Annotated in this window: 20 protein-coding genes; 6 read left to right on the forward strand and 14 right to left on the reverse strand. The window is 59.5% G+C overall.

The annotated features are described in order from the left end of the window. Window positions 1–8 precede the first annotated feature (8 nt). The 12 genes from GBM95_RS04220 to GBM95_RS04275 form a co-directional block, all read right to left on the reverse strand. Complete coding sequence (locus GBM95_RS04220) at window positions 9–1,196, reverse strand: porin (RefSeq protein ID WP_152157942.1); 1,188 nt, start codon at window positions 1,194–1,196, stop codon at window positions 9–11. A gap of 111 nt (window positions 1,197–1,307) precedes the next feature. After that, the gene (locus GBM95_RS04225) at window positions 1,308–3,140 is read right to left on the reverse strand and encodes an aryl-sulfate sulfotransferase (RefSeq protein WP_152157943.1); all 1,833 of its coding nucleotides are present in this window, start codon (window positions 3,138–3,140) and stop codon (window positions 1,308–1,310) included. A 226-nt stretch (window positions 3,141–3,366) separates the two neighbouring features. Next, complete coding sequence (locus GBM95_RS04230; RefSeq protein ID WP_152157944.1) at window positions 3,367–3,876, reverse strand: DUF456 domain-containing protein; 510 nt, start codon at window positions 3,874–3,876, stop codon at window positions 3,367–3,369. Between the two features lie 5 nt (window positions 3,877–3,881). Beyond that, a complete protein-coding gene (gene dnaB, locus GBM95_RS04235) occupies window positions 3,882–5,279 on the reverse strand; it encodes a replicative DNA helicase (RefSeq protein ID WP_139687925.1) in 1,398 nt (465 codons plus the stop codon). A gap of 230 nt (window positions 5,280–5,509) precedes the next feature. Next, on the reverse strand, window positions 5,510–5,959 hold the full coding sequence (rplI, locus tag GBM95_RS04240) for a 50S ribosomal protein L9 (RefSeq protein ID WP_139687926.1): 450 nt from the start codon (window positions 5,957–5,959) through the stop codon (window positions 5,510–5,512). Window positions 5,960–5,978: 19 nt separating this feature from the next. Beyond that, window positions 5,979–6,251, reverse strand: coding sequence for a 30S ribosomal protein S18 (gene rpsR, locus GBM95_RS04245; RefSeq protein WP_139687927.1), 273 nt, complete (start codon window positions 6,249–6,251; stop codon window positions 5,979–5,981). Between the two features lie 12 nt (window positions 6,252–6,263). Then, window positions 6,264–6,575, reverse strand: a complete 312-nt coding sequence (priB, locus tag GBM95_RS04250; protein ID WP_152157945.1) for a primosomal replication protein N — start codon at window positions 6,573–6,575, stop codon at window positions 6,264–6,266. Next, complete coding sequence (gene rpsF / locus GBM95_RS04255; protein WP_139687929.1) at window positions 6,575–6,970, reverse strand: 30S ribosomal protein S6; 396 nt, start codon at window positions 6,968–6,970, stop codon at window positions 6,575–6,577. Before rpsF ends, priB begins: the two co-directional genes overlap by 1 nt. Before the next feature lie 139 nt (window positions 6,971–7,109). Beyond that, window positions 7,110–7,955 carry a 23S rRNA (guanosine(2251)-2'-O)-methyltransferase RlmB gene (gene rlmB / locus GBM95_RS04260; protein ID WP_152157946.1) on the reverse strand — a complete coding sequence of 282 codons (846 nt, stop codon included), beginning with the start codon at window positions 7,953–7,955 and terminating at the stop codon, window positions 7,110–7,112. A gap of 82 nt (window positions 7,956–8,037) precedes the next feature. Then, a complete protein-coding gene (locus GBM95_RS04265; RefSeq protein ID WP_152157947.1) occupies window positions 8,038–10,464 on the reverse strand; it encodes a ribonuclease R family protein in 2,427 nt (808 codons plus the stop codon). An 86-nt stretch (window positions 10,465–10,550) separates the two neighbouring features. Then, window positions 10,551–11,882, reverse strand: a complete 1,332-nt coding sequence (locus GBM95_RS04270) for an ATP-binding protein (protein WP_152157948.1) — start codon at window positions 11,880–11,882, stop codon at window positions 10,551–10,553. Between the two features lie 147 nt (window positions 11,883–12,029). Then, a complete protein-coding gene (locus GBM95_RS04275) occupies window positions 12,030–13,193 on the reverse strand; it encodes a molybdopterin-binding protein (RefSeq protein WP_152157949.1) in 1,164 nt (387 codons plus the stop codon). A gap of 718 nt (window positions 13,194–13,911) precedes the next feature. Between GBM95_RS04275 and GBM95_RS04280 the strand changes: the two genes are divergently transcribed. The 6 genes from GBM95_RS04280 to nrfD all read left to right on the forward strand — a co-directional run bounded on the left by GBM95_RS04280 (window position 13,912) and on the right by nrfD (window position 20,561). Next, the gene (locus GBM95_RS04280; protein ID WP_152157950.1) at window positions 13,912–14,622 is read left to right on the forward strand and encodes a 4Fe-4S dicluster domain-containing protein; all 711 of its coding nucleotides are present in this window, start codon (window positions 13,912–13,914) and stop codon (window positions 14,620–14,622) included. 21 nt (window positions 14,623–14,643) lie between these two features. Beyond that, window positions 14,644–16,755 carry an aldehyde ferredoxin oxidoreductase N-terminal domain-containing protein gene (locus GBM95_RS04285; RefSeq protein ID WP_152157951.1) on the forward strand — a complete coding sequence of 704 codons (2,112 nt, stop codon included), beginning with the start codon at window positions 14,644–14,646 and terminating at the stop codon, window positions 16,753–16,755. Between the two features lie 21 nt (window positions 16,756–16,776). Further along, complete coding sequence (locus GBM95_RS04290; protein WP_152157952.1) at window positions 16,777–17,661, forward strand: hypothetical protein; 885 nt, start codon at window positions 16,777–16,779, stop codon at window positions 17,659–17,661. Window positions 17,662–17,714: 53 nt separating this feature from the next. Continuing rightward, window positions 17,715–18,794 (forward strand): cytochrome c3 family protein, encoded by a 1,080-nt coding sequence (locus GBM95_RS04295; RefSeq protein WP_226963156.1) that lies wholly within the window; start codon window positions 17,715–17,717, stop codon window positions 18,792–18,794. Window positions 18,795–18,921: 127 nt separating this feature from the next. After that, the gene (locus GBM95_RS04300; RefSeq protein ID WP_152157953.1) at window positions 18,922–19,581 is read left to right on the forward strand and encodes a 4Fe-4S dicluster domain-containing protein; all 660 of its coding nucleotides are present in this window, start codon (window positions 18,922–18,924) and stop codon (window positions 19,579–19,581) included. Window positions 19,582–19,583: 2 nt separating this feature from the next. Next, on the forward strand, window positions 19,584–20,561 hold the full coding sequence (nrfD, locus tag GBM95_RS04305) for an NrfD/PsrC family molybdoenzyme membrane anchor subunit (RefSeq protein ID WP_152157954.1): 978 nt from the start codon (window positions 19,584–19,586) through the stop codon (window positions 20,559–20,561). A gap of 102 nt (window positions 20,562–20,663) precedes the next feature. Here the strand turns inward: nrfD and GBM95_RS04310 are convergent, their stop codons facing one another. Continuing rightward, the gene (locus tag GBM95_RS04310; RefSeq protein ID WP_226963157.1) at window positions 20,664–21,278 is read right to left on the reverse strand and encodes a response regulator transcription factor; all 615 of its coding nucleotides are present in this window, start codon (window positions 21,276–21,278) and stop codon (window positions 20,664–20,666) included. Window positions 21,279–21,296: 18 nt separating this feature from the next. Beyond that, window positions 21,297–22,781 carry a sensor histidine kinase gene (locus tag GBM95_RS04315; RefSeq protein WP_152157955.1) on the reverse strand — a complete coding sequence of 495 codons (1,485 nt, stop codon included), beginning with the start codon at window positions 22,779–22,781 and terminating at the stop codon, window positions 21,297–21,299. Between the last annotated feature and the right edge of the window lie 96 nt (window positions 22,782–22,877).

Below are 22,877 nucleotides of genomic sequence, written 5' to 3' on the forward strand. Positions count from 1 at the left end.
CCCGACGATCAGAAGAAGTGCGTGATGCCGGCCATCACCTGCGACGAATTCGGGTCCGAGCTGTCGGAGAAGTTCTTGGTATCAAAGAGCCCCGATCCGTGCGTCCAGTTGGCGGAAGCGTAGAGGTGCGTATGCTTGCTGAGCGGGTATTCGTAGGCGGCGCCCACGAGGTAGCGCTTCAGATCGGTTTCCTGGCCTTCTGTCACGTGCCCCTTGTATTCCCAGTCGTCGTATGCAGTCGTGAGATAGAGGTCGCCTCCTGCAACCTTGATCTGGGCGTTGATGCTTGCAACGTACCCGTCGAACCCTCTACCGGAAATGCCTGTCTGATTGTCGGCGCCCAGGTTCGCAGTTCCGATGAGCTTAACGGGTGAATGAACAGGCGTGCCGGGTGCGTTGTAGACATTCCTGAAGTACTGTCCCATGACGAAAAGGCGCACGTCTTTGACAACAGGGAAATTAACCGTAAGGCTTCCGATGGTCGTGTCCTCGCCGTAGTCGGCAGGAGAATTATGCGTGTTCATGATGCGGTCAAGCGTGCCGACCGTGGTAAGCGACTCATTCTTGATGCGGAAGGCTATGGAAGCTCTGCGCGTGTTGTAGCGCTCCTTAGCATTCTCGACGCCCGGAACCGGATTGGTACCCGTCTGGAAGGAATACTGCGCATAGAGCTGAACGCCCGGACCGAATTTCGGTGAAGCATAGGAAATTGTATTGTCGAGACGATCTCCGCCGACCATCCAGTGAACGCCTCCGGAACGACCCCAGCCAAACCCAAAGGGTGTGGCCTCAAGGCCGAAGATGCCCCAGTGACCGAAGGGGGATGTCAGTGCTCCCATGCGGCCGAAGGCGATTTCACCGTAAGGACCTTCGAGCGCCAGGGATGATTCTCCGCCGAAGAGCCGGTTGAAGCGCATGGCGCCGTTATCCGATTCGAAGAGGTTTTCAAGCAGAAGCTTGACCTTCGTGCCGTTGCCGAGATCTTCGGTACCCCTCAATCCGACGCGGGGCCCGAGGTTGATGCCGAATTCTTCGTAGGCGCGGGTCTGGCTGTCGCCCGTGCCCATTTTGTTGTTTTCAATAATGATGCCGGTATCGATGATGCCGTACATCTTCACGTCGGCAGCCTGAACGGAGAGAGCGGCTACAGACAGCGCCGCGAGGCAGAAGAGAGATCTCGCGAATTGACGTTGCATGATGCAAGTTCCGGGAAAAGAGAAATCTGAGGATGAGTTCAGCCACGCTGCTGCCGAAAGAGGGGTCGGCAGCAGCGGTGAACATTCAGTTATGCAAGGCTGAAGGAAGGATCAGCGCGCCTGCCTGGCAGTGGGCTTGAAAGCTTCCTTGACGGAGAAAGGCCAGGCCTGATAACCAAAGGTGTCCTTCAGATGAATCACGACGGAGGGCTCTTTCGCGCCCCAGGCAAATTCCGTGATAAAGGGCGAGGGCATAGCCTTGCCATGGCTCACGCGCATGCCGGCGGTTGAGAAGTAGCCGACAACGGAATCCTTATCCTCGGCGTATTCGCAGAGACCGGTAACGGGGCTGAAGTATTCGTGTCCCTTTTCCTTGCCGTACTCCCAGACCTGTTCGATCGTCATCTTCGCTTCGTCAACCTTATAGACCACAAGTCGCGAATACTTCATGTCAGGAAGCGGAGGCTGCTCCATGCCGCGGCCGTCGCCGTTATCAAAGACGGTGAGGTAGACAATGCCCTTCTTCGACTTCGCGTCGATTCGCCATGCAGTGTGCTGAGTCCACGTCCAGTCGAAATTCTTTTCGCAATGGTTGGTGTTCTCATCGCACGCAATCGGTTTGCCCTCGGCATCCACCGGCGTGAGCAGCTTCGACTTGAATGCGTCTTTCCAGCCTTCGTGGCTGCCGATGATCCACTTCACCTTTTTATCGCGGCCGATCTTGATAATTGCAGATTGATGGCGGGAGCTCACGATGATGGAGTCGTCGGTCGGATCGTAATCGACAGAGTTGACGTGCGCCCAGTTGCGGCCCGGGCCGGAACCAAGGATGTCGCCGAAGTTGTCGGACTTATCCAGCTCTGCGAGCTCCTTGTCGCTCATCGTCTGGCCGGCCTTGGCCACATCGATGTTGAGGCAGACGGCGCCCTGATCGAGCGTCTTGATGACCGTGCTGCGGTACGGATCGAGAATATTGTTGAGATTCCAATCGTCAACCACTTCGCCTGATTCGTTCACTTCGATCATCACATCGCGGACGGTGCGGACGTTCTTGCCGTCAGCGCGCTTGTAGTTGGCGTCGGACACGCGGATGAGATAGTTGCCGTTCTGCATCGGCACCATAGCATGCGAAAAGTCGTCGTAACCTTCCGGGAGCATGCGATTGAAGATCTTGCGGCCAAGAATGTCGTATTTGGCGTAGCGCTGGCCGTAACCCCAGGTAAGAGCACCGTCAGGGTTCTGACGGAAGCCCATCATGACGCCGCCCCATTCAATCGAATTGCCGTTGTAGATCGAATCGGGCAGGAGATACCAGCGCAGTTCACCCGTTGAGTCAATGATGCCCACCTCGGGAGCGCCGCCCCACTGCAGAGCACCGCCTGCCGGGTTGTTCCAGACGGCTCGTCCTCCGCGCGGATTATTTTCAAGAATATTGTTGACGAAGTAGAGGCGGTCCTTAAACTTCCTGTCCATCTTGAGGACCTTGGCCTGGAACCAGCCGCCCGTCTGCAGGTCAGTGCCGTCGCTGCCGACATAAGCCGGACCGGCATAGATCTTGTAGTTTTCCTTCACCTTTTCTGCCGTACGAGCCGCATCATTCGAAATTCGGGTGTAGGAAACCTCAACCGTGTTCTGATAATCGGCATAAAGTCCGAAGACGGGAATGCCGCCGTGCGTGCGGCAGATGCGGTCTTCGACTGCGTAGGCGATTTCCTGACCGCCCTTCTTCGGCACCACGCGAACGGAAACGTCCTTCAGCTCATAACCGCCGTTGCCGATAATCGCAGTGAGCGGGGCAATGCGGTAGGGATTAACGAATACCTCGCCAATCTTGCCCTGAGCCTGGAAATGCACGGCAGGACCCGACGGTCCGCCTGCAGCCTGCAGAGCGCTCGAGACGGAAAGAGCGGCAATAGAGAGAAGAAACTGGCGCTTCGTTAGCATGGGGATTCTCCGTTTGTACAGATTCTCTAATCGAATTTCTTCCTGAAAACAAATGGTTGGAAGAAATTCTTAGTGTGACTAGTACTTTAGGTGGAACCCATTCATACGTAAATCGGAGGATACCGAAACGCAGATGATCGCCGCCTCAAGACGGTTTTTCTAAAACAGAAAAACGCGTCGGTCGAGCTTTCTCATGGATGGCTTTTTGATTCCGGCAAATCCAGCTTTATGCCGTGAGATAGACGAAGAAGAGAATCCCCGTCATGGCGAAGGCAAGCGCAACCTTGACTGCAGTCCCTACGATCATGCCGATCCAGGTGGCGACGCCCACGCGGCCCGCGTGAATCAAATCGCGCTTGGCCCAGAATTCGCCGATCGCAGCGCCGATAAGCGGCATGAAGAGAAGACCGAAAAGCCCCATGAACATGCCGAGCACCGTGCCGACAAGCGAACCGATGATGCCCGCTTTTGAAGCCCCTGCCTTCTGAGCGCCCGCCGTCTGCGCCACCGAATCCACAATGACGCCGATGACGGCCAGCACCGCGAGAAAGAGAATCGTCTTCCAGCCCACCTTGTCGTAGTTGTCCGCCCAGCCGATAAGCCAGGCGCCGCCCGCGATCATGGGGAGACCCGGAATCGCCGGCACAATCGTGCCCGCAAACCCAAGCGCAATCAGAACGAAAGCACCGAGCCAGCAGGCGAGCGCAAACCAGTCAATGCTTGTGAGCCATTCCATTTTTCTTACTCCTCGATGCCGCCCCAGTAGCCTTCGTCCGCCGAAGGTTCGAAGCGCGTATTGCCGCCGAGGAACGTCATGCGAAGCGTGCCGATCGGGCCGTTACGCTGCTTGGCGATGATGATCTCGGCCAAATTCTTGTCGGGCGTATCTTTGTTGTAGACGACGTCGCGATAGATGAACATGATCACGTCCGCGTCCTGTTCGATTGCGCCCGATTCGCGAAGGTCGGACATCACCGGACGGCGGTCCGTGCGGCTGTCGACCGAACGGTTCAGCTGCGAGAGCGCAATCACCGGCACGCGGAGTTCCTTCGCGAGCGCCTTGAGGCCTCGGGAGATTTCGGAGAGCTGCTGCGCGCGGTTGTCCTGCGCGTTTCTGCTCTGAGACCCCATGAGCTGCAGGTAGTCGACGACGACGAGCCCCAGGGGACCCGCCTGGTTGACCAAGCGCCGCGTACGGCTCGAAAGCTCCGTAATCGTGAGCGCAGGCGTGTCGTCGATAAAGATGGGCTTCTCTTCAAGACGGTGAAGCGCCGCCGTGAAGTTGTCCCAGTCCTCATCATCCAACTGCCCCTTTCTCAATTTCTGCGCATCAATGTGACCGACGGAAGAAATCATGCGCTGCGTCAGCTGGTCCGCGCCCATTTCCATCGAGAAGACCGCTACCGGAAGCTCCTGAACGATGCCGACGTTTTCAGCAATATTGAGCGCGAATGAGGTTTTGCCCATCGAGGGGCGCCCGGCGATGATGATGAGGTCGCCTCGCTGAAGACCCGCCGTCACGAAGTCGAGGTTCCGGTAGCCCGAGGAGACGCCCGTCACCTCGGACGAGTCCTTTGTCTGGTAGAGCTCAATCACGCGCGCGGAAACGTCGCGCACAAGCGTCGCAAGGGGCTGAAATCCACGCTGGCTGCGGGAATTCCGCTCATTGATGGCGAGCACCTCTTTTTCGGCTTCATCCAGAATTTCGCGGGTCTCCCGTCCTTCGGGCGAGAGCGCATTCGTAACGATCTTGTCGCCCACGGTAATCAGCTGCCGCAGGACGGACTTGTCGTGAACGATCTCCGCATAGCGGCGGATATTGGCCGCGGAGGGAGAGTTGTTCGCGAGCTCCATGAGGTAGGGGAGGCCCCCGGCCTCCACATCCATGCCTGAACCCTTCAGGCTCTCATAGACCGTAAGGTAGTCCGCCGGGTGGCTTCCCTGAATGAGCTTGGCGATTTCCTCGTAGATGAGGCGGTGATCGCGCCGATAGAAATCCTCGGGACGAATGACGTCGACCACGCTGTCGAGCGCGGAATTATCCACCATCAATCCGCCGAGAATAGCCTGCTCGGAGAGAATGCTCTGCGGGGGCTTTCGTACGGCCAGAGCGGCATCATCCTGAATGTCTTCGGTCATCTGTGGTTCGGGTTTTCGAAAAGGAAGCGGGGCAGAATTATCGGGGATTTCGTCTGCGGCGTCTCTAGCATCAATCGATCTTTGCCGAAACTTGCAATTTTTATCTTTGCCGCGGACAAAAAGAAAGGCTCCCCGCTGGAAGTGAATCCTTTGGAGAGCCTTTTCCGGCTTACAGCTCGCAGGCTTCAAGGAAGCTCTGAAGCTGAAGATCCCTGGTGTGACGGAGGAAATTATTCCTCAGCAACAACCTTGACCGTGATGTCGGCGGTGATGTCCGTCATCAGACCGATCGTGATCGTGTAGTCGCCGGTCGCCTTGATGGCGCCGAGCGGCGTACGAACCTGGGACTTCTTGATCTGAAAGCCGAGCTTGTCGACCGCTTCAGCGATGTCGGCGTTCGTGACGGAGCCGAAAAGACGGCCGTCGACGCCGCACTTGGAGGCGATGACGACTTCGGCGCCGTTCAGCTTGCCGGCGAGTTCCTGAGCAGCAGCAACGCGTTCAGCCTGAGCCTTTTCGAGCTCGGCGCGGCGGGCTTCAAACTCAGCGATAGCCTGCTTGGTGGCGCGCTTGGCGTGACCCTGGGGGATCAGGAAGTTGCGGCCGTAGCCATCCTTAACCTTGACGATGTCGCCCAGGTCGCCGAGATGCGTGATCTTTTCGAGCAGAATAACTTGCATTTGAAAATTCTCCCGTCGATTACTGGTTGTCCGTGTAGGGCAGGAGGGCGAGGAAGCGGGCGCGCTTGATGGCCGTATCGAGCTGGCGCTGGTAGTGCGCCTTCGTGCCGGTCAGGCGAGCCGGCATGATCTTGCCGTTTTCCTGGATGAAGTCGCGCAGCGTCTCGACATCCTTGTAGTCGATCTGCTCAACGTGTTCAGCCGTGAAGCGGCAGAACTTCTTGCGCTTGAAAAGGGAATTTTGCTGGTTCGAACGGCGGGGCTTGCCCTTGCCCTTAGCACCAAAAGCCATTTGATGACCTCTCTATTTGAATTCTGTGATGTGTACTGTCAGACGCCGGCTTTTCATCGACTTCGTGGCGAGAAATCCTTTGATCCGGATTTCCGCGCCCACTGCCAGAGCATTGAGCCTGCTGGCAGTGTCCCCATAGGAAAGGGCTTCGAAATCATATTCGAGCGTGCGGATTTTTCCGGCTTCGACCAATCGGCTGCGATGGTGGAACACGGCATCGAAAACCTCAATGCCTGCGGGAGTGAATCTCACTTCCTCGCGTTCAATCAGCGTCGCGCCGATTTCAATCGAATTGGCTTCGAATCCGACGTCTTCAACCGTCATCAGGCCTCGGCCGGAGCGGTTTCTTCCTGAGCAGCCGCGGCAGCCTCAGCGGCAACCTTGCGGGCCTCTTCCTTCTCGACGACCTTCATCATCGGGGAGGGAGCGGTTTCGGCATGCTTCGTCTTCACAGTGAGGTGACGGAGAACGGCGTCGTTGAAGCGGAAGCCGTTTTCGATCTCGAGGATCGTCTCATGGCCGCACTCGATGTTGAGGAGCAGATAGTGCGCCTTCACGAGCTTTTCAATCGGGTACGCGAGCGGACGACGGCCCCAGTCTTCAATGCGGTGGATCTTGCCGCCCTGTTCGGCGACGAGGGTCTTGTAGCGCTCGATCATCGCGGGAACCTGTTCACTCTGGTCAGGATGCACGATGATGCAGATTTCGTAGTGACGCATTTAGCCTCCTTGCGGAAAAAGCCGCCCAGAGCGTCGTTCCAGTGCGGCAAGGACAGTAAAGGCCGCGATTCTACATGAAGAATTCGCGACCTGCACGGAATTTTCAGATTTTTTTATGGTTCTCCGTCGGAAACCCGGATCAGAGCCGGTCCTCGGCCTTCCCCGGAGTCACAATCCCGGCGGCAATGCGCTGCCTCAGGGACTCGAAGAGGCAGATGCCGGAAGCGACGGAAACATTGAGGCTCTCGACGCTTCCCACCATCGGGATGGCGGCGAGTTCGTCGCAGCGGCGGCGCGTCAGCTGCCTCAGCCCCTCGCCCTCGGCGCCGAGCACCCAGGCAAAGGCCTTTGCCTGATCAATGTCGTAGATGCTCTTCTGGGTTTCGCCCGCTGTGCCCACCACCGTGACGCCGTTGTCGCGCAGCTCCATGATGGCGGATGCAAGGTTCGTCACCTGCACCACAGGAACCGTTTCGGCAGCGCCCGCAGCCGCCTTCGCGGCGGCCGGCGTCATGCGGGCCGAACGGTCGCGCGGGACGATTACGGCCTGCACCCCTGCAGCGTCCGCTGCACGCAGACACGCGCCGAAGTTTCTCGGGTCCGTGACGCCGTCCAGAATCAGAAGAAGCGTCTTCGGGTTGATGTCGTCGAGGAGGTCCGCAAAGTCGAGCGTATTTTCGCGCTCCTTCGCGAGCGCGCAGATGCCCTGATGGGGAACGTCGGGCGACAAGCCCGTGAGGCGCCTTGCATCGGCATTCATCACGCGAACGCCCGCCGCGAAGAGCTTTTCCCTCATTTCGCGCATGCGCTTGTCGCGGCGCTCGGGATCAACGTAGACGAGTTCGATCGATGCGGGATCAAGCTGCAGACGCGCCGCAACGGCGTGAAAGCCCGCGAGAACAACCGTTCCCGCCTCAAGCTTCTCGCTTTCCGAACCGCCCTTCGCGCGATTGGCGCGCTTGTCGTTTCTGCCTTCCTGCCTCATTGGCGTCACCCTATTCTCAAATCTAAAAAGCCGAGCTAAAGACTCTTCTTAAAAGCCGCGCATTCTAGCCGAAGCGCACTCATTAAAACGGGACATCCTCATCGACAAAGTCGTCGTCATCGTCAAAGTCGACGTCGTCCTCCGGGAAGAAGCCGAAGCCGTCGTAATTGAATCTCCGGCGGCCTCTCGAACCGCGCTTTCCGCCCTTCACCGTATGCCGGGAATAGCTGGAGACGAGCGAAAAATTGATTCTGCGCTCCTCGAGCTCAACGGAATTGAGCCTGACGGAGAGTCTGTCGCCCAGACGCACCTCCGTCATCTCGTCGTAGGAGGTCATCTTCTTTGCGTTCTCGTCATACTCGTAGTAGCCCCAGCCGAGCTCCGAGATATGAATGAACCCTTCGATCGGCATCGCTTCGAGCGTGATGAAGACGCCCGCCGGGCACATGCCGGTGACGACCGCATTGAATTTGCGGCCGACCTTCGAGCGAAGGAACTCGCACTTCAGATACTTCATCACGTCGCGCGTTGCATCGTCGGCGCGGCGTTCGGCCGAGGAGCAGATGATGCCGAGCCTCGACCAGACGCGCTTTCTTGCTTCCGTGCGGCTCAAGGGCTTCGCGGGGGCCGCCTTTTCGTCCGGCCGGGCGCCGAGCTTTCGCGCGTGGTAGCCGCTCATCACCTCCGCGTCGTCGAATTCCACCACAGGCACGTAGGCGCGGTGCGAGAGAATCCCCTTGATCGTGCGGTGAAGGAGCAGATCCGGATAGCGGCGGATGGGCGACGTGAAATGCGCGTAGGCGTCGAACTGAAGCCCGAAGTGACCGATGTTGTCGGGCTGATAGCAGGCGCGCTGCATGGTTCTCAGAATCGCCGACTGAATATAGGGACGGTCCTTCGTTTCCTCAATCACTTTCGAGAGCGCATGCGCGAGCGTCTCGCGCTCGTTGGACGACTTGAAGGCGATGCCGAAGGACGCGAGGAGGCTCTTCAATTCCTGAAGCTTTTTCGGATCGGGCTTGTCGTGAACGCGAAAGAGCGTGAGCTGCTTCTTTTCGAGGACGAACTTCGCCGCGGAAACGTTGGCAACCAGCATCGCCTCTTCAATCATGCGGTGCGCGTCATTATGTTCGCGCACGCTGAAGCTCTCGATCTGCCCCTTGCCGTTAAATACCGCCTGCGATTCCTCGGTTTCGAAGTCGAGCGCGCCGCGCGCGATGCGCTCTGCCTTCAGGGCCTTGAAGAGCGCATGAAGCCGCTCGATTTCAGGAAGCCGCTCGCCGATGGCTTCAAGACCCGCAGGCTCCTTCTGAAGCGCGGACCAGACAACGTTGTAGGTGAGCCGCGCATGGGAATGAATGACGCCCGGATAGAACTGATAAGCCGTCGTGCGGCCCTCCGGGCTCACGATGGCGTCGCAGACCATCACGAGACGGTCGACGCCTGGATTGAGGGAACAGAGTCCGTTCGAAAGCTTTTCAGGGAGCATCGGCACGACGGATGCCGGGAAGTAGACCGACGTTGCGCGGATCTGCGCATCGCGGTCGAGCGACGTTCCGGGCTTCACGTAGCGGCTCACGTCGGCGATCGCAACGAGAAGACGCCAGCCGCCTCCGGGAAGGTCGGCGCAGTAGACCGCGTCGTCGAAGTCTCTGGCATCCTCGCCGTCGATCGTGACGAAGGGAAGGTCCGTCAGGTCGACGCGATTCTGAAGGCTCCTGCGGTCCACAACATCGGGGAGCTTCTTTGCTTCCTCGAGCGTCTCGGGACTGAATTCAATGGGAACGCCGAACTGCGCCGAGGCAATTGCCATTTCGCCCAACGGATCATTCATGGCCCCCACCACCTTGACGAAGCGGGCGTTGAGCTCAACCCGCTCCTCATAGTTGACGGCTTCACCGGGCGTTTCCGAGTCGGGGAGAAGCTCCACCTCGACCGCGTCCTTCTTAAGATTAACGTCCGGCGGAATTTCGCTGGCCGGCACAGTGAATTCCAGAGGCGCAAATGCCGAAACCGCCTTCAGATAGACGTATTCGCCGCTCTTTGTAAGGAACTGGCACACCCAGCGCTTCTGCGGCCGGCGAATGAATTTCGAGAGGCGCCAGCCGGAAATGCTGCGCCTCAGTTCAAACACATCGCCCGGAATGTAGTTGGGCCGGTATGCCGGGAGCGGAATCTCTTCGCCCGCATCGCACTGCGGCATCACCGTCATTTTGTCGAGCGTGCGCGCGCCCTGCACCACGCCCGTCGTCGTTTCCGCATCAGGATTGAGGAACCAGTTCTTCTCGTCCCCTTTTTCAAAGCCTTCTTCATTGAGACGAACGATCAGCGCATTGGCAACCTCGCTCGCAAATCCGAGCTCGCGCTTCAATTTCTTTTTTGCCTGCGTGTAGCTCACATCCTCCCTGAGGCCGGCAAGGAATGCCTTTGCCTTCTGGATGTCTTCGGCCGTTACTTCCGGTAGCGGCGCCGGAACCTGAGCTTTAGTGCGGGACTTTTTCTTTGACATGGAAAATGGCTTCTTCTTAAAAATTCTGTGCGGAATGCAATCTAACAGTTTGCGCGCATGCGCGGCATGAGTGGAAATGGTTTCTATCAGGAAAGAGACCGATAGCGGGTCGAGGGGCCGTTGCCGTCCGCTGCAGCAAGACCCCGCTCAATGAGGCGGCGCAGAAGATTGACCGCACCGGCCTGAGAGAGGCCGACGGCTTCCTGAACCTCGCGCCGAGGGGCGCCCGGATGCGCTCTGAGGAATTCGATCGCGAGCGTCTCGACCTTCGAGAGTCTCGCGGACTGGCGCGCATCAAGCGCTGCGTGATCCGCGGATAGAGGGAACCGCCGCTCCGGAAGAGATGCTGCGGCGGAAGACTTTCCGGCTTCAAGCACGAGAATGACGCATCCGGGCAAGGCACGAAGCTCAAACCGACCGCCGCGCTTCAGAAGCGCTTCCTTCATTCTCCCGACGCCGCCCCCGAGTCCTCTTGCCAGCCCGACCGAGCGGAGCGCTTCGAGAATTCCGGGGTTTCTTACGCGCGAGAGCCCGCCCGCCGCGTCCTCAGGCGTCATCCCCTGCGGCAGCCCGCCGGGCGAAACGATCTCAAGCCGCTCAGAGTAAAGCTTTACCAGAATCTCTGCGTCCTCCAGTGCATAGTCGCGATGAAGAAGGGCATTGACGAGAGATTCCTGAAGAATATTGAGGCCGAACCGGCCGGCGCCCCGTTCCTCGAGCCACGCGAGCGCGGCAAAGAGTTCCGTGAGAAGCCCGCCCGGGAAGCGTTCGTCCTCAAGGGGCTGAAGGGCATCGTCTCCAAACCGCACGCAGCGCAGGAAAAATCCGTTTTCGTCTGAAAAAACTTCCGCCGTCCTCGACCAGGCGCCGTCCCGGGTGAGAAAGCTCTTCGAATCGCGAAGCGTTTCGGCGCCCAGAATCCCCTTCTCAAGGCCGAGGCGATTGAGCATGGAAAAGTGAGGACTCGGATTCAGGAACGCCCGGGCATCCCAGAGCGGTCCTTCATCCCTTTTCATGGCATCAATGATTGAGGGCTTCGCCTCTGCCGTTCTCCCGTAGCGTCGGATCCAGACGCCGCGGGGTGCGGCACCCTCGCGAACGAGCGCATAGGGGCGATGGGGAGCCGGCTCGACCTCGGCGAGAATCGGGGCGGCACCGTCGTCAGGCATTTCAAGCTTCACGAAGGAAGAGAGATCGGGCTCAACCTCTTCCCGTATCAGACGCTTCAATTCCCGGAGTGCGCCCGGCGGATCCGCAACCGGCACGCGCGCGCCGTCCTTGCGCATGCCGATCAGCAATCGTCCGCCATCGGTATTGGCAAAGGCGATGATCGTCTTCAATGCATCTTCCGACACCTCGTCGGCATACTCCAGATGGAGGTCAGGATGGGCGCCCGCACGCTCCGGCTTATTCTGCATGGAGGATCCTTCGATTGTTATCTAATACTTCCAGACTATCAGATAAGCCATTTTGAGGGAACTCCCTAAGGGTGTTCAGGCAAAATTCCGGGAAGTACGCTTGAGATAAACACCTACTCCAGACATCCCACGCATTCGCATTTTCCATTAATTGAAAAAGCGCTCAACAATCACCTGTTCGCCGGCGCGCAGCATCTGATTCCGAAGCGTGATGACGCCTCCCGCCTCGCGAAAAAGTCTCGAGCATCCAGTGCCTTTTTCCACCGGAAGCGCCCTCAATCCGGTGGCGCCGCGCACGAGAGACACGCAGAGCGCTCCCGTCTGAGGATCAGGAATGTCGCCGCCGAAAAAGGCGCTGATGCGCTCGGGCTGCCAGGCGTCGGCGTGAAAGCGCTTCCAGATGACGGGAAGCGCCACCCGCTGGGCAATCATCATGGCGCCCAGCGGATTCCCGGGAAGTCCGAGGAGCGGCACGCCGTCAATTTCGCCTGATATGAAGGGAGGCACGCCCCCGGCGCAGGTTCTTTCCTCAAAGATCCGGCCGCCAGCGAGCTGGATGGCGCGCCGGGTGAGATCGCGCTGGCCGCCCCCGGTGCCGCCGATCGTAAAAATGAATCCGCAGCGTCGGGCAAGATCAGAGAGCTTTGCGGCAATCGCATTTTCGTCGTCGGGAGCGGACGCCGCATGGATATGGCGGATCCCGGCCGTCATCAGGAGGGACCTCAGATAGGCCGCATTGCTCGACACCCGAAGAGGACCGGCTTCGCCGCGGCAGTAGAGATCCTTCAATTCGCTTCCCGTAGAGAGAATGCCGGTTTCGGGAGGCGCATACACCTTCACGCGGTCGATGCCGGCCTCGAGCAGAAGCGCAAGTTCGGAAGCACCCACAAAAGTTCCCGCTTCCATGAGCGCGTCTCCCGCCCGCCATTCGGTCCCGCGGCGCAATACGTGGCGGCCCGGCTCTACGGAGGCTTCTGCAAGATCCGCATCATCAGGGCTTCCAGCCGGAATAACGGCATCCGCTCCCCTGGGAACCATGCCGCCCGTATTCACCCAGAAGGCCTCGCCCGCTCCGAGAGGCTCGGGCGTTCTGCCGTTTTCAACGCTCCCGGGCCTTACTCGGCGGCAGCGGTCGCCCGAAAAAACAGCCCAGCCGTCTCTGAGCGCCGTGTCGTAGTCCGGTGAATCCGTCTCAGCGAGGATGTCTTCAGCCAAGGTCGCGCCGAAGCTGTCGCAGAGCCGCACGAAACTCGGCTCCGGATCGCTCCAGGCGCCCGGAAGTTCATAGGGCCGCAGAAGGAAATGCTTCATTTCTATTGCGTGAGGGCCAGAAACGGCCTCTCTTTGTCGTTCCCGCCGCCCCGCCTCTCGTTATTCCAAACAGGAATAACGAAACTAGCGGAAAAAGGCAACGTTATTCAAAAAAAGAATGAACGACCGGAAGGTCGATGACGCCTTCCGTTCCGGACCCGAATGGAAGCATAACAGGTTCGCGCCGATCCTGCGCGCCCTTCCACGATTCAATATTTTTACTTGTTTTTCAAATATAAAACAGGAAATAGAAGAGATTTTACCGTTCATCCTGCATATGGGTTACGGCATTTAAATTGGCTTAGAGAGCCTTCCGAACTGACGAGAATCAAACTACCTAACGGTACCGGAATGAGATAAATAGGCAGCTTTTGAGCGCAGGCTGCAAAAAATAAAGCAGAAGGCCGCGCGAAAGGAAGACCCCAAAACCGATCAAGCCCGATTCCGGCGGAAAAGAGATGAGCTCGTTCCGGACCCAAATGAACGAACGCCCGCACTGCCCGCCGCAATAGAGCGCCATTCACGGATCGACGCAAAGGAGCACCCCTGCCTCGGAAGGGTGCCTTCTCCTGCCTCTTCCGGCGAAGGAAGCACCGGCCAGAGACGCTTTCCCCCGCACGCCCTGAATTCCTCCACGCCCAGGAAGCAGACCCAAATGCAGGCCGGCAAGGCTTCTCCACCACCGCCGGATCCTCAAAGATCACCCCAGGAGACATTCATGGATATCAACGACATTCTCGAGAAGCTGTCGCTGTCGCTGCCGCATGACTTCACGCGCAGAGGCTTCCTCAAGGCGGCATCGGCCGCCGCAACAGTCGCCCTCATGGCCGAAGCCAAGGCGAAGCCCGGCGTGCGCCCGTACGTCATTCTTGAGACCGCCAAGGGCCTCATCATTGCCGACCCGAACCTTTGCGTGGCCTGCCACCGCTGCGAACTTGCCTGCACGGAATTCAACGACGGCAAGGCGGATCCGCTGCTCGCGCGCATCAAGATGACGCGCAACGTCATGTTCGGGCCCGCGGGCACCAATCATCTCCCGTCGCCCTTCGGCGTCTGGGGCAACGGCCTTGTCGTGCAGGATACCTGCCGCCAGTGTCCGCATCCGGTGCCCTGCGCCAATGCGTGCCCGCAGGGCGCCATCCGCGTGGACGAAAAGACGGGCGCCCGCGTCGTCGTGAAGGAGCTCTGCATCGGCTGTCACCTCTGCGAAAAGGCCTGCCCGTGGGACATGATGAGCTTCGACGTCGAGGAAAACAAAGCGTCGAAATGCTTCCTCTGCCACGGCGACCCGAAGTGCGTCAAGGCCTGCCCGGCGCTCGCCATCCGCTACATCCCCTGGATGGACCGCTCGCACGAGGAATCGCGCCGCGCGCCGCACGGCTACCTCCCGGCGGAGAACTCCGCCGAATGCAGCATCTGCCACCGCTAATCTGAAAGAAGCATTTCGAAAATGACTGATACGAAAAAGAGATACGGCTACACCGGACAGGGCCTGCGCATCAACCTCACGACGGGAAAAGTCTCGGTTGAACCCACCTTCCCGCGCTTTGACGGACTCATCGGCGGCACGGCCTTCGGCTACAAGGTAATGTGGGACGAGGTTCCGCCTGAAACAAACTGCTACGACCCGGCCAACAAGCTCGTCATCGCCCCGGGCCCGCTCTCGGGCACGGGCGCCATCTGCTCGGGCCGCACCGCCATCACGACGCTCTGGCCCACCTCGTGGCCGCAATCGCTCATCGCCTCCGCGCACGTCGGCGGCGAACTCGCGCACAAGCTCAAGTACGCCGGCTGGGACTTCGTGATCATCGAAGGCGAATCTTCGAAGCCCATCTACATCTACATTGAGAACGACAAGGTTGAGCTTCGCGACGCTTCGAAAATCTGGGGCCAGGGCACCTTCCGCTCCTACGCGATGCTCGCTCAGGAAACGAGCTGCGATGCGAGCATCGGCACGATCGGGCCGGCCGGCGAAAACGGCGTTCCGATGTCGAACCTCATGGTCGACCGCAGCCACTCCGCGGGCTCGATCGGCAGCGTCCTCGGCAGGAAGAAGGTGAAGGCGATCGTCGTTCGCGGCAATCAGGCGATTCACATCCACGCGAAGCCCGACGAATGGGAGGCGCTCATCGACAGCCATCGCGCCATTCTGGGCGCCCACACGCAGACCGTCGTCTCGCGCGTTCCGTCGCCTCTCTTCGAGTATTCGAGCCCGTCCTCGCGCTGGTCGGGCCTTCCGGGCCGCGTCTGGGGCGCCGCCAACCCGCCCGTCACGATTTCGGGCGACATCCGCGACGTGAACCACATCGCCTACCGCACCTGCTCGGCCGAGTTCTACCTCGGGCCCTCGCTCTGGAACTATCACGTGCGCACGACGGGCTGCTACGCCTGCCCGATCCGCTGCTATTCGATCATCCGCGACGAAGGCACGGCCGCCAAGTACCGCATCAACGCCATCACGGAACAGACCTGCATGGCGCTCTACGGCCGCTGGTTCTTCCCGAGCCTCATCAGCGACCTCGACAAGCCCGTTTCCCGCGAGGCCTGCCTCGTCGGTTCGCAGACAATGGACGACCTCGGCCTCTGGTGCAACTACGGCCAGCTTCACCGCGACTTCGTGCACTTTCTCAAGATGGGCTACTGGAAGAAGGTTCTTCCGCCCGATGAATACAAAACCATCGCCTGGGAGAAGTTCGAAAATCCCGATCCCTCGGTGCTCCAGGACATTCTTCCGCGCATTGCCTACCGCAGGGGCGAATTCGGCCGCTGGCTCGGCGAAACGACGCCGAAGCTTCTCGAACACTTCGGCTTCACGGAAGCCGAATGGCAGAAGGGCCAGCCCGACGTGACGCTTTACTGGGCGCACGGCCATCCGAAGCATCACTCGAACGAGGACGACGGCCAGATCGGCTGCGTTCTCAATTCCCTCTACAACCGCGATCCGATGAGCCACGGCCACATCAACTTCACGCGCTGCGGCCTGCCGATTGAGGTGCAGAAGAGAATCGGCGAGAAGTTCTGGGGAAGCCCCGACTGCGTCGACGCGATCGGCGACTACAAGCCCACGAACATCTGGAAGATGAAGCGCCTCCAGTGGGTCGTGGCGAGAAAGGAGCTCCACGACATGCTCGGCATCTGCTCCTGGACGGCGCCCTGGGAAGTCTCGCCCTTGCGCGAAAAGGGCTACATCGGCGACATCGAAATGGAAAGCAAGGTCTTCCGCGCCGTCACGGGCATCAGCATGACCCAGGACGAGCTCGACCATGCGGGCCTGCGCGCCTTCATCCTGCAGCGCGCCTACACGATGCTGCAGATGAAGACGAAAACGCCGAGAAAGGATCACGATCAGTATCCCGACTGGATCTTCTACGACAAGAAGGGCAAAGCCCCCTTCACGAAGGGCACGATCCGGATGGAGAAGGCCGATATTGAAAAGAGCTTCGAACTCTTCTACGAACTCATGGAATTCAATGTCGAAACCGGTGCTCCGACCGAAAAGTGCCTGAAGGACTACCAGCTCGACTACGTCGTCCCGGTCCTCAGGCAGGCGGGCCTCATCTGACGTCTGAGGGAAGTGATGCAAATGGAAGACCAGGAGAAAGTGACGGATCCACGTGCCGAAGCAAAGCGCCTTTCGCGCCTCAAGGCCGACGAGCTCATCCTGATTGATCTCGTGACGGAAAAGAGCCGCAAGGTGGAGCTCATGCCCCGCGACGAGCTATGCGAAGCCTTTAAGGAAAAGGCGGCGCTCGCCCCTGAACCGGAGGTTGACGAGCTCCTCGCCGATGCCGAAAAGCAGATGGACCGGACCTACAACCGTGCTCCGGGAACCGTCTCCTTCGTGCCGCCCAAGACGCGCTCGAAGGAAGAGCGCGAGAAGAACCGCGAGCTCGTACCCACGCTGCGCGACCAGCGCGAGGCTTTCACGCGCCGCGAGCTCCTTCGAAGTCTCATTGCCGGGGACCTTCATCACGCTGAGGCGGTTGCCGCCGAGGCTGAAAAGGAAGCCGCGCAGCAGGCGCCCGCAGAGCCCCGCGACATCACGGACGAGTATTTCAATGAAGTGCTCTACGCCGTTCTTGCCGATGACTGCGGCGTCGCGAAGCTCATCGCCTGGGACGAGAAGGAGTACTACCACTATCGTCCGCTTCTCTCCGCTTCCTACGCCCGCATCCTTTCGGCCAAGAACAACCCCGTCGAACAGCTCTGCGACCGGGTGCGCGAATGCTCGCGCATCTATCCGCGCCCGGTTCTTCTCGGAGCTTTTCAGGACGAGCCCTTCAACTTCACGCCTGAAGCGCTCCAGGAAATCCTCCAGAAGCTCCCCGAAGATCCGAAGACTAACGACATCAAGTTCACTCAATCCTCGCTCGGGACCGTGTACCTCTATTCGAACCGGTACCTCGACGACGATTACGCGGATTTTCTGGTGGAACACATCGACGTCGACCTCGTGATGAGTCCCTGAGGGGACTCCGGGCCTGTCCGAAAGAAGTTCCGAATACGCAAAGGATTTTGAAAATGACCAAGAACTCAAATCACCTCGCCGCGGGAAGAGGCTTCATGCTGATGCTCCTCGCCGGCGCCGTCGGCTCGGCCCTTGCAGCCGAAGCCCCGGCGGACCCCTACCCGCCCGTCAAGTTCGACCTTCCCGCTCACGAAGCGTTCGTGAAGGACCTCAACCTCGATCCCGCCCGTCATCAGGGCCCGCAGACTGTTGAGGAGCAGAAGAAGGCGCTCACGCAAATCTTCAACGAAAAGACCGAGCAGAATTCGCTCTCGAAGCACTACGAAAAGGGCCACACCTGCACTACCTGCCATGATCAGCAGAGAATCGGCCGCCCCGACTGGATGACTTCCGTCACTGCACCCGAGATGAAGCAGAAGTGCGGCGACTGCCACGACGTGCAGAAGAAGGTCTTCTCGAAGACCGACACGCATAAGAAGATTGACTGCGTCGCCTGCCACATGCCCAACATGCCGAGCCCGGAGGAATTCCAGGGTCCTGACGGCGTGAAGGAGTTCTACAACGCCGTGCGCCGCTCGCACCTCTACAAGATCAATGTCGATCCGAGCGCTCAGACCTACGTGAGAAATCTCGACGCGAAGGAAGGCGAACGCCTCTGGACCTATGCGCTCGACAAAAAGGGACATGCGTATGTCGACATCGTCTGGTCCTGCGGCCGCGCAACGCCGGGCGACTACACGCTCTCGGGCGACGCTCAGGGGTGCCACAGCCCTGCGACGAGCACGCTTGACGAGGGACTGCGCTATGCCGACCAGTCGGCGATCTATGCGGAAATCCTCAAGTGGCAGACCCCTGTCAAGGAAGGATTCGAAAAGATCGGCGCAGGGCTCGAGCGCTTGAAGCAGCTCCTTGAAGTGACGGCTCTGAAGCCTGCCGACCAGACCGAAGTCCGCCTCATGCTCGACAAGGCCGAGGAAATCTACGACCAGGTGAAGGAAGACGGCTCCTGGGGCGCGCATGCGCCGCGCTACCTGAAGGACCGCGTCCTCACTGGCGTGGGCTACATCGAAAAGGCTCAGGCCATCATCGACAAGGGTGGCTACCAGTCCGCCTCTGAGAAGAAGAACCGCTGATACCTTCGGCGCCTCTCTCGACCCTGAAACCCCAAAACTCTCTGATCCGCTCCTGCGCTTCCCCGGACCGATTTCCCTATTAGGAATCGGCTGGAGAGCGCGGTACGGATCAGCAGGAGAAAAAGCTGTGACTGAAACGATCGACAGGAGAACTCTCCTCACGGCGGGCGTCGGCGGACTCATTGTCTTTTCGCTCGGCGGCTGCTCGACCGACACTTCCCCTGACGGGAAGAAGAAGCCTCACTACGTGATGGTCTTCGACCAGAACAAGTGCGTCGGCTGCGGCGAATGCAAGCATGCCTGCAACGAAACCAATCACCTTCCCCCGGGGCGCTCCCGCGTGATCCTTCAGCGGATGCCCGGACCCGAGCGCCACTACATCCGCGTCTCGTGCCAGCAGTGCGAGGATTCGCCCTGTGTGAAGGTCTGCCCGACGGGCGCCTGCCACCATGACCCGGCCACGGGCATCGTGACCATGAATACCGACCGGTGCGTCGGGTGCAAGTACTGCATTGCGGCCTGCCCCTACAACGCCCGCTACATCAACGAGGAGACCAAGGTCGCCGACAACTGCGACTTCTGCCTCCACTCCAAGAAGCTCGACCAGGGAGAACTTCCGGGCTGCGTTGCCCGGTGCCGCTTCCACGCGCTCGCCTTCGGCGACCTCAACGATCCGAAGAGCTACGTGAGCCTGCTGCTCAAGGCCAGGGACACCGTGCGCATCCGCCCGTGGCTTGGCACTGAACCGACGTTTCGCTACATTCCCGTCGTCAAAACCGGAGTCTGACCATGGACGGCGTACTTGATTTTTCAATCGGCCTCACGGAAGGCGTTGCCTGGCCCTGGCCGATTGCGGTCTACCTTTTCCTTGCCGGCATCTCGGGCGGCGCTCTCGGCGTCATTCTTTCGATGACGAAGCTGCGGGGAACCTCGCGCGAGGATTCGCCGCTGCTCAAGTCGGCGGCGCTCATCGCTCTCACGACGATTCTCCTCGGCATGGTCTGCCTCGTCCTCGACCTCACCAACCCGCTCTTCTTCTGGAGAATTCTCGTCTTCTACAACCCGACCTCCGTGATGAGCGTGGGCGTGATGATGCTCCTCTGCTACATCCCGCTCACGGCGGTGCTCACCGTCATCGTCCTCAGGAAGGAATTCAATCTGGTGCTCAGCTTCCTCCATATGCCGAAGCTCGGCGCCTTTGTTGAAAAGCTCGGCGAAATTTTCAACCGTGCAAGAACACCGATCACCTGGATCGTGCTCTGTCTTGCCTTCGGCATCTGCGCCTATACCGGGTTCCTGATTTCGGCGCTCATCCGCTATCCCCTCATCAACACGGCCGTCCTCCCGGCGCTCTTCGTCGCCTCAGGAGTTTCCGCGGGCACTGCTGCCGCCAAGCTCGTTGCCGTTGCCTTCTTCGGCGAAAAGATGAGTTCGGAAAACGTGCACCTTCTGCACAAGGCTGAGTATCCAATGATGGCGATTGAAGCGAGCTGCATCTTCATGATCGGCATGGCGATGATTTTTGGCTTTGCGGGCGCTCAGGCCGCTACCGCAGCGTTCATCTCGGGCGTCTGGGCGGTTGTCTTCTGGGCGGGCGCCGTCGGCGTCGGCTTCGGAATTCCGCTCGTTCTCGGAATCGCCGTGAAGGGACACTCCCCGGCCGTCTTCTGGACTACGGGCTTCTGCGCCGTGGCCGGCATGATGTGCCTGCGCCTCTTCATCCTTTACGCCGGGCAGTTGAATTCCCTCATGCTCACAACAATCTAAAGGTCTTTTCTCATGTCCGAAGGCATTCCGACAACCAGGACCGGAATGCGCCTTGAAGAGGAACAGGCGCTGAGCAGTACCTGTTCCTCTCTTTTTATGTCTTCAGCTCCCGAGCGCGCCGGCAGCAATGAGTTTTTCCGTCAATTCCTTAGCGCTGTGGGTGCCGAGCTTGCGCATTGCGCCGGCGCGATGAAATTCCACCGTCCGGACGGCGAGCTCCAGGCGTTCTGCAATCTGTCGGTTGGTGAGCTTCTGCCCGGCGAGAAGCGCAACCTCGCGCTCGCGATCGGAGAGTGCCGCGAAGGCTTTCCGCACCTCCCGGGCATCCGTCGTTTGAACCTCTGCAGAGCCTTTCCGGGAAAGGGCCTTGTCGACCGCCGTGAGAAGCTTCTCGGCCCGAACGGGCTTGGTGAGAAAGGTAACGGCGCCGCTGTCGATTGCATCCACCGCCATTCCGATGTCGCCGTGAGCGGAAAGAAAAATGACGGGAAGATCAACCTCGCGCTCCTTCAGAACACGCTGCAGCACGAGGCCGCTCATCTTTCCCATCCGTACGTCGAGAACGGCGCAGCCGGGATCGCTCAGAAAATCTCCTGCGAGGAAATCCTCAGCACTAAAGAAATGCCTCACGCTGTAACCCTCACTTTCAAGAATAAACTGCAGCGCGTCGTGCATGCGGGGGTCGTCGTCCACGATTCTGATAACGGGGTCGGTCACGCTTCTCCTCCTTTCTTACTACTTCTCGACGCTTTCCCCGGGAAGGAGAGGAAACGTTACGGTTACTGCCAGACCGGTAAATATGCCGCCCGGTCCGCGGCTGAAGGCAATGCTGCCTCCATGGTTTTCTATGAGTCCCGAGGCAATCGAGAGCCCGAGACCAAGGCCGTGGGCCTTTTCGCTCGAAGCCGGGATGCCGAGGCGGGAAAGTTCTTCGTCTGTCGGAGGAGTGCCGCTGTCCATCACGCGAATCACCACGCGATCATTCTCGACTGCGCCTGTAAAGGACACGGCGGGCGCCTTCGCCCCCTGAACGGCCTCTCGGGCATTCTTCAGAAGATTGACGAGCGCAACCTCAAGCTCGAATTCGTTCCCTTCCAGAGCGGCGTCCGGATCCGGCGCGGAGAAGACCAGCGGAATGTCAAGCGCGGAATAGGTGCGCCAGAGATGCACGCAGTGCTGCATCAGCTTCTCAACGCTCAGGTGCTTTCTTTCTTCGCCGCGCCCCTTTGCATAGGCGCGCACCCGTTCAACGATTTCGCTCGCCCGGTGCGTTTCATCGGACACCTTGTCGCAGATGCCGGCCATTTTCTCCGGATCGAACTTCCCGCGGCGGAACTGCCGAGCGAGGCCTTCGGCATAGAGCGAAGCGCAGGCGAGGGGCTGGCGCAGCTCATGCGCGAAAAGATTGGCGAGCTGCACCATCGTCGATTCGTAATGCATGGTCTGAAGCGCCTCGGCCTGCTTCATCTCCTTTTCCATGAGCTCGCGCACTTTTTCTCTGCGGCGCCTCGCGACAACCTCGGAGCGCCAGCTGTGGAAAATAAGGCCGAGAATCAGCGCGAGCGTAAGGAGCACCCAAGGGAGATTGCGCTCAACGAGCTTCATGATGGAGCCTTGACCGAGTCCTTCCCAGGGTCCGACCTCAAGCGTCTGCAAGAGCCTGTCGACCGTGAGAAAGTTGGCGGGAACAGCCCATTTAGGGCCGCCCTCATCGGGCTCCATGGAAAAGAGCGCGAGCGCGAGGCGCCGGGCCAGTTCGGGCGCAATGTGCTCCGTCACGGCGAGCGTGAAGCCCGGAAAGAGGTCCGTCGAATGCGCGCAGGCAAGACTGCTTTCGCGCCGGTCAAGGACCCTGAGAAGGCCGATCTTTTCCGGGTGGCGTTTGAGGAAGGCTTCATAGGCACAGAGCCTCAGAAAGCCTGCATCGGCCTCCCCGTCGATTACAAGTTCCGCAATCCGGTCGGTCGACCGGGAGTCGCCCGTGAAGATCACTTTTCCGAAAAAGGAACGGGGCTCCTCGACGCCGAATTTGGCGATCTCGCCGAGAACAATCTGCCAGCCCGTGAATCCGAGCGGATTATTGGCAGCGACGATTCGCGTCCGCAGGTCTCCGAGCGTCTGGAGCTCAAAGCGGTCCGAACGAACCACGACCGCAGTGCCTTCGGCGCGGTTTGGATCCGCCCCCGGATGCGCCACGATGGTGACAATTGGCTGAATCATTAGATGTCATACTAACTTTCGCCACCCCTTCAACCTTTCATGGAGTGGCAAAACATGCGATATTCGCAGGAGTTCAAAGACAACGTCGTAGCGCGC

This window comes from Sutterella seckii, assembly GCF_009183815.1.
GTDB classification, from domain to species: Bacteria; Pseudomonadota; Gammaproteobacteria; order Burkholderiales; family Burkholderiaceae_F; genus Sutterella; species Sutterella seckii.

What these genes read in the sequence shown, in the direction of transcription:
- GBM95_RS04220 (WP_152157942.1), bottom strand. Translation starts at nt 1,196, where the DNA reads ATGCAACGTCAATTCGCGAGATCTCTCTTCTGCCTCGCGGCGCTGTCT.
- GBM95_RS04225 (WP_152157943.1), bottom strand. Translation starts at nt 3,140, where the DNA reads ATGCTAACGAAGCGCCAGTTTCTTCTCTCTATTGCCGCTCTTTCCGTC.
- GBM95_RS04230 (WP_152157944.1), bottom strand. Translation starts at nt 3,876, where the DNA reads ATGGAATGGCTCACAAGCATTGACTGGTTTGCGCTCGCCTGCTGGCTC.
- dnaB (WP_139687925.1), bottom strand. Translation starts at nt 5,279, where the DNA reads ATGACCGAAGACATTCAGGATGATGCCGCTCTGGCCGTACGAAAGCCC.
- rplI (WP_139687926.1), bottom strand. Translation starts at nt 5,959, where the DNA reads ATGCAAGTTATTCTGCTCGAAAAGATCACGCATCTCGGCGACCTGGGC.
- rpsR (WP_139687927.1), bottom strand. Translation starts at nt 6,251, where the DNA reads ATGGCTTTTGGTGCTAAGGGCAAGGGCAAGCCCCGCCGTTCGAACCAG.
- priB (WP_152157945.1), bottom strand. Translation starts at nt 6,575, where the DNA reads ATGACGGTTGAAGACGTCGGATTCGAAGCCAATTCGATTGAAATCGGC.
- rpsF (WP_139687929.1), bottom strand. Translation starts at nt 6,970, where the DNA reads ATGCGTCACTACGAAATCTGCATCATCGTGCATCCTGACCAGAGTGAA.
- rlmB (WP_152157946.1), bottom strand. Translation starts at nt 7,955, where the DNA reads ATGAGGCAGGAAGGCAGAAACGACAAGCGCGCCAATCGCGCGAAGGGC.
- GBM95_RS04265 (WP_152157947.1), bottom strand. Translation starts at nt 10,464, where the DNA reads ATGTCAAAGAAAAAGTCCCGCACTAAAGCTCAGGTTCCGGCGCCGCTA.
- GBM95_RS04270 (WP_152157948.1), bottom strand. Translation starts at nt 11,882, where the DNA reads ATGCAGAATAAGCCGGAGCGTGCGGGCGCCCATCCTGACCTCCATCTG.
- GBM95_RS04275 (WP_152157949.1), bottom strand. Translation starts at nt 13,193, where the DNA reads ATGAAGCATTTCCTTCTGCGGCCCTATGAACTTCCGGGCGCCTGGAGC.
- GBM95_RS04280 (WP_152157950.1), top strand. Translation starts at nt 13,912, where the DNA reads ATGGATATCAACGACATTCTCGAGAAGCTGTCGCTGTCGCTGCCGCAT.
- GBM95_RS04285 (WP_152157951.1), top strand. Translation starts at nt 14,644, where the DNA reads ATGACTGATACGAAAAAGAGATACGGCTACACCGGACAGGGCCTGCGC.
- GBM95_RS04290 (WP_152157952.1), top strand. Translation starts at nt 16,777, where the DNA reads ATGGAAGACCAGGAGAAAGTGACGGATCCACGTGCCGAAGCAAAGCGC.
- GBM95_RS04295 (WP_226963156.1), top strand. Translation starts at nt 17,715, where the DNA reads ATGACCAAGAACTCAAATCACCTCGCCGCGGGAAGAGGCTTCATGCTG.
- nrfD (WP_152157954.1), top strand. Translation starts at nt 19,584, where the DNA reads ATGGACGGCGTACTTGATTTTTCAATCGGCCTCACGGAAGGCGTTGCC.
- GBM95_RS04315 (WP_152157955.1), bottom strand. Translation starts at nt 22,781, where the DNA reads ATGATTCAGCCAATTGTCACCATCGTGGCGCATCCGGGGGCGGATCCA.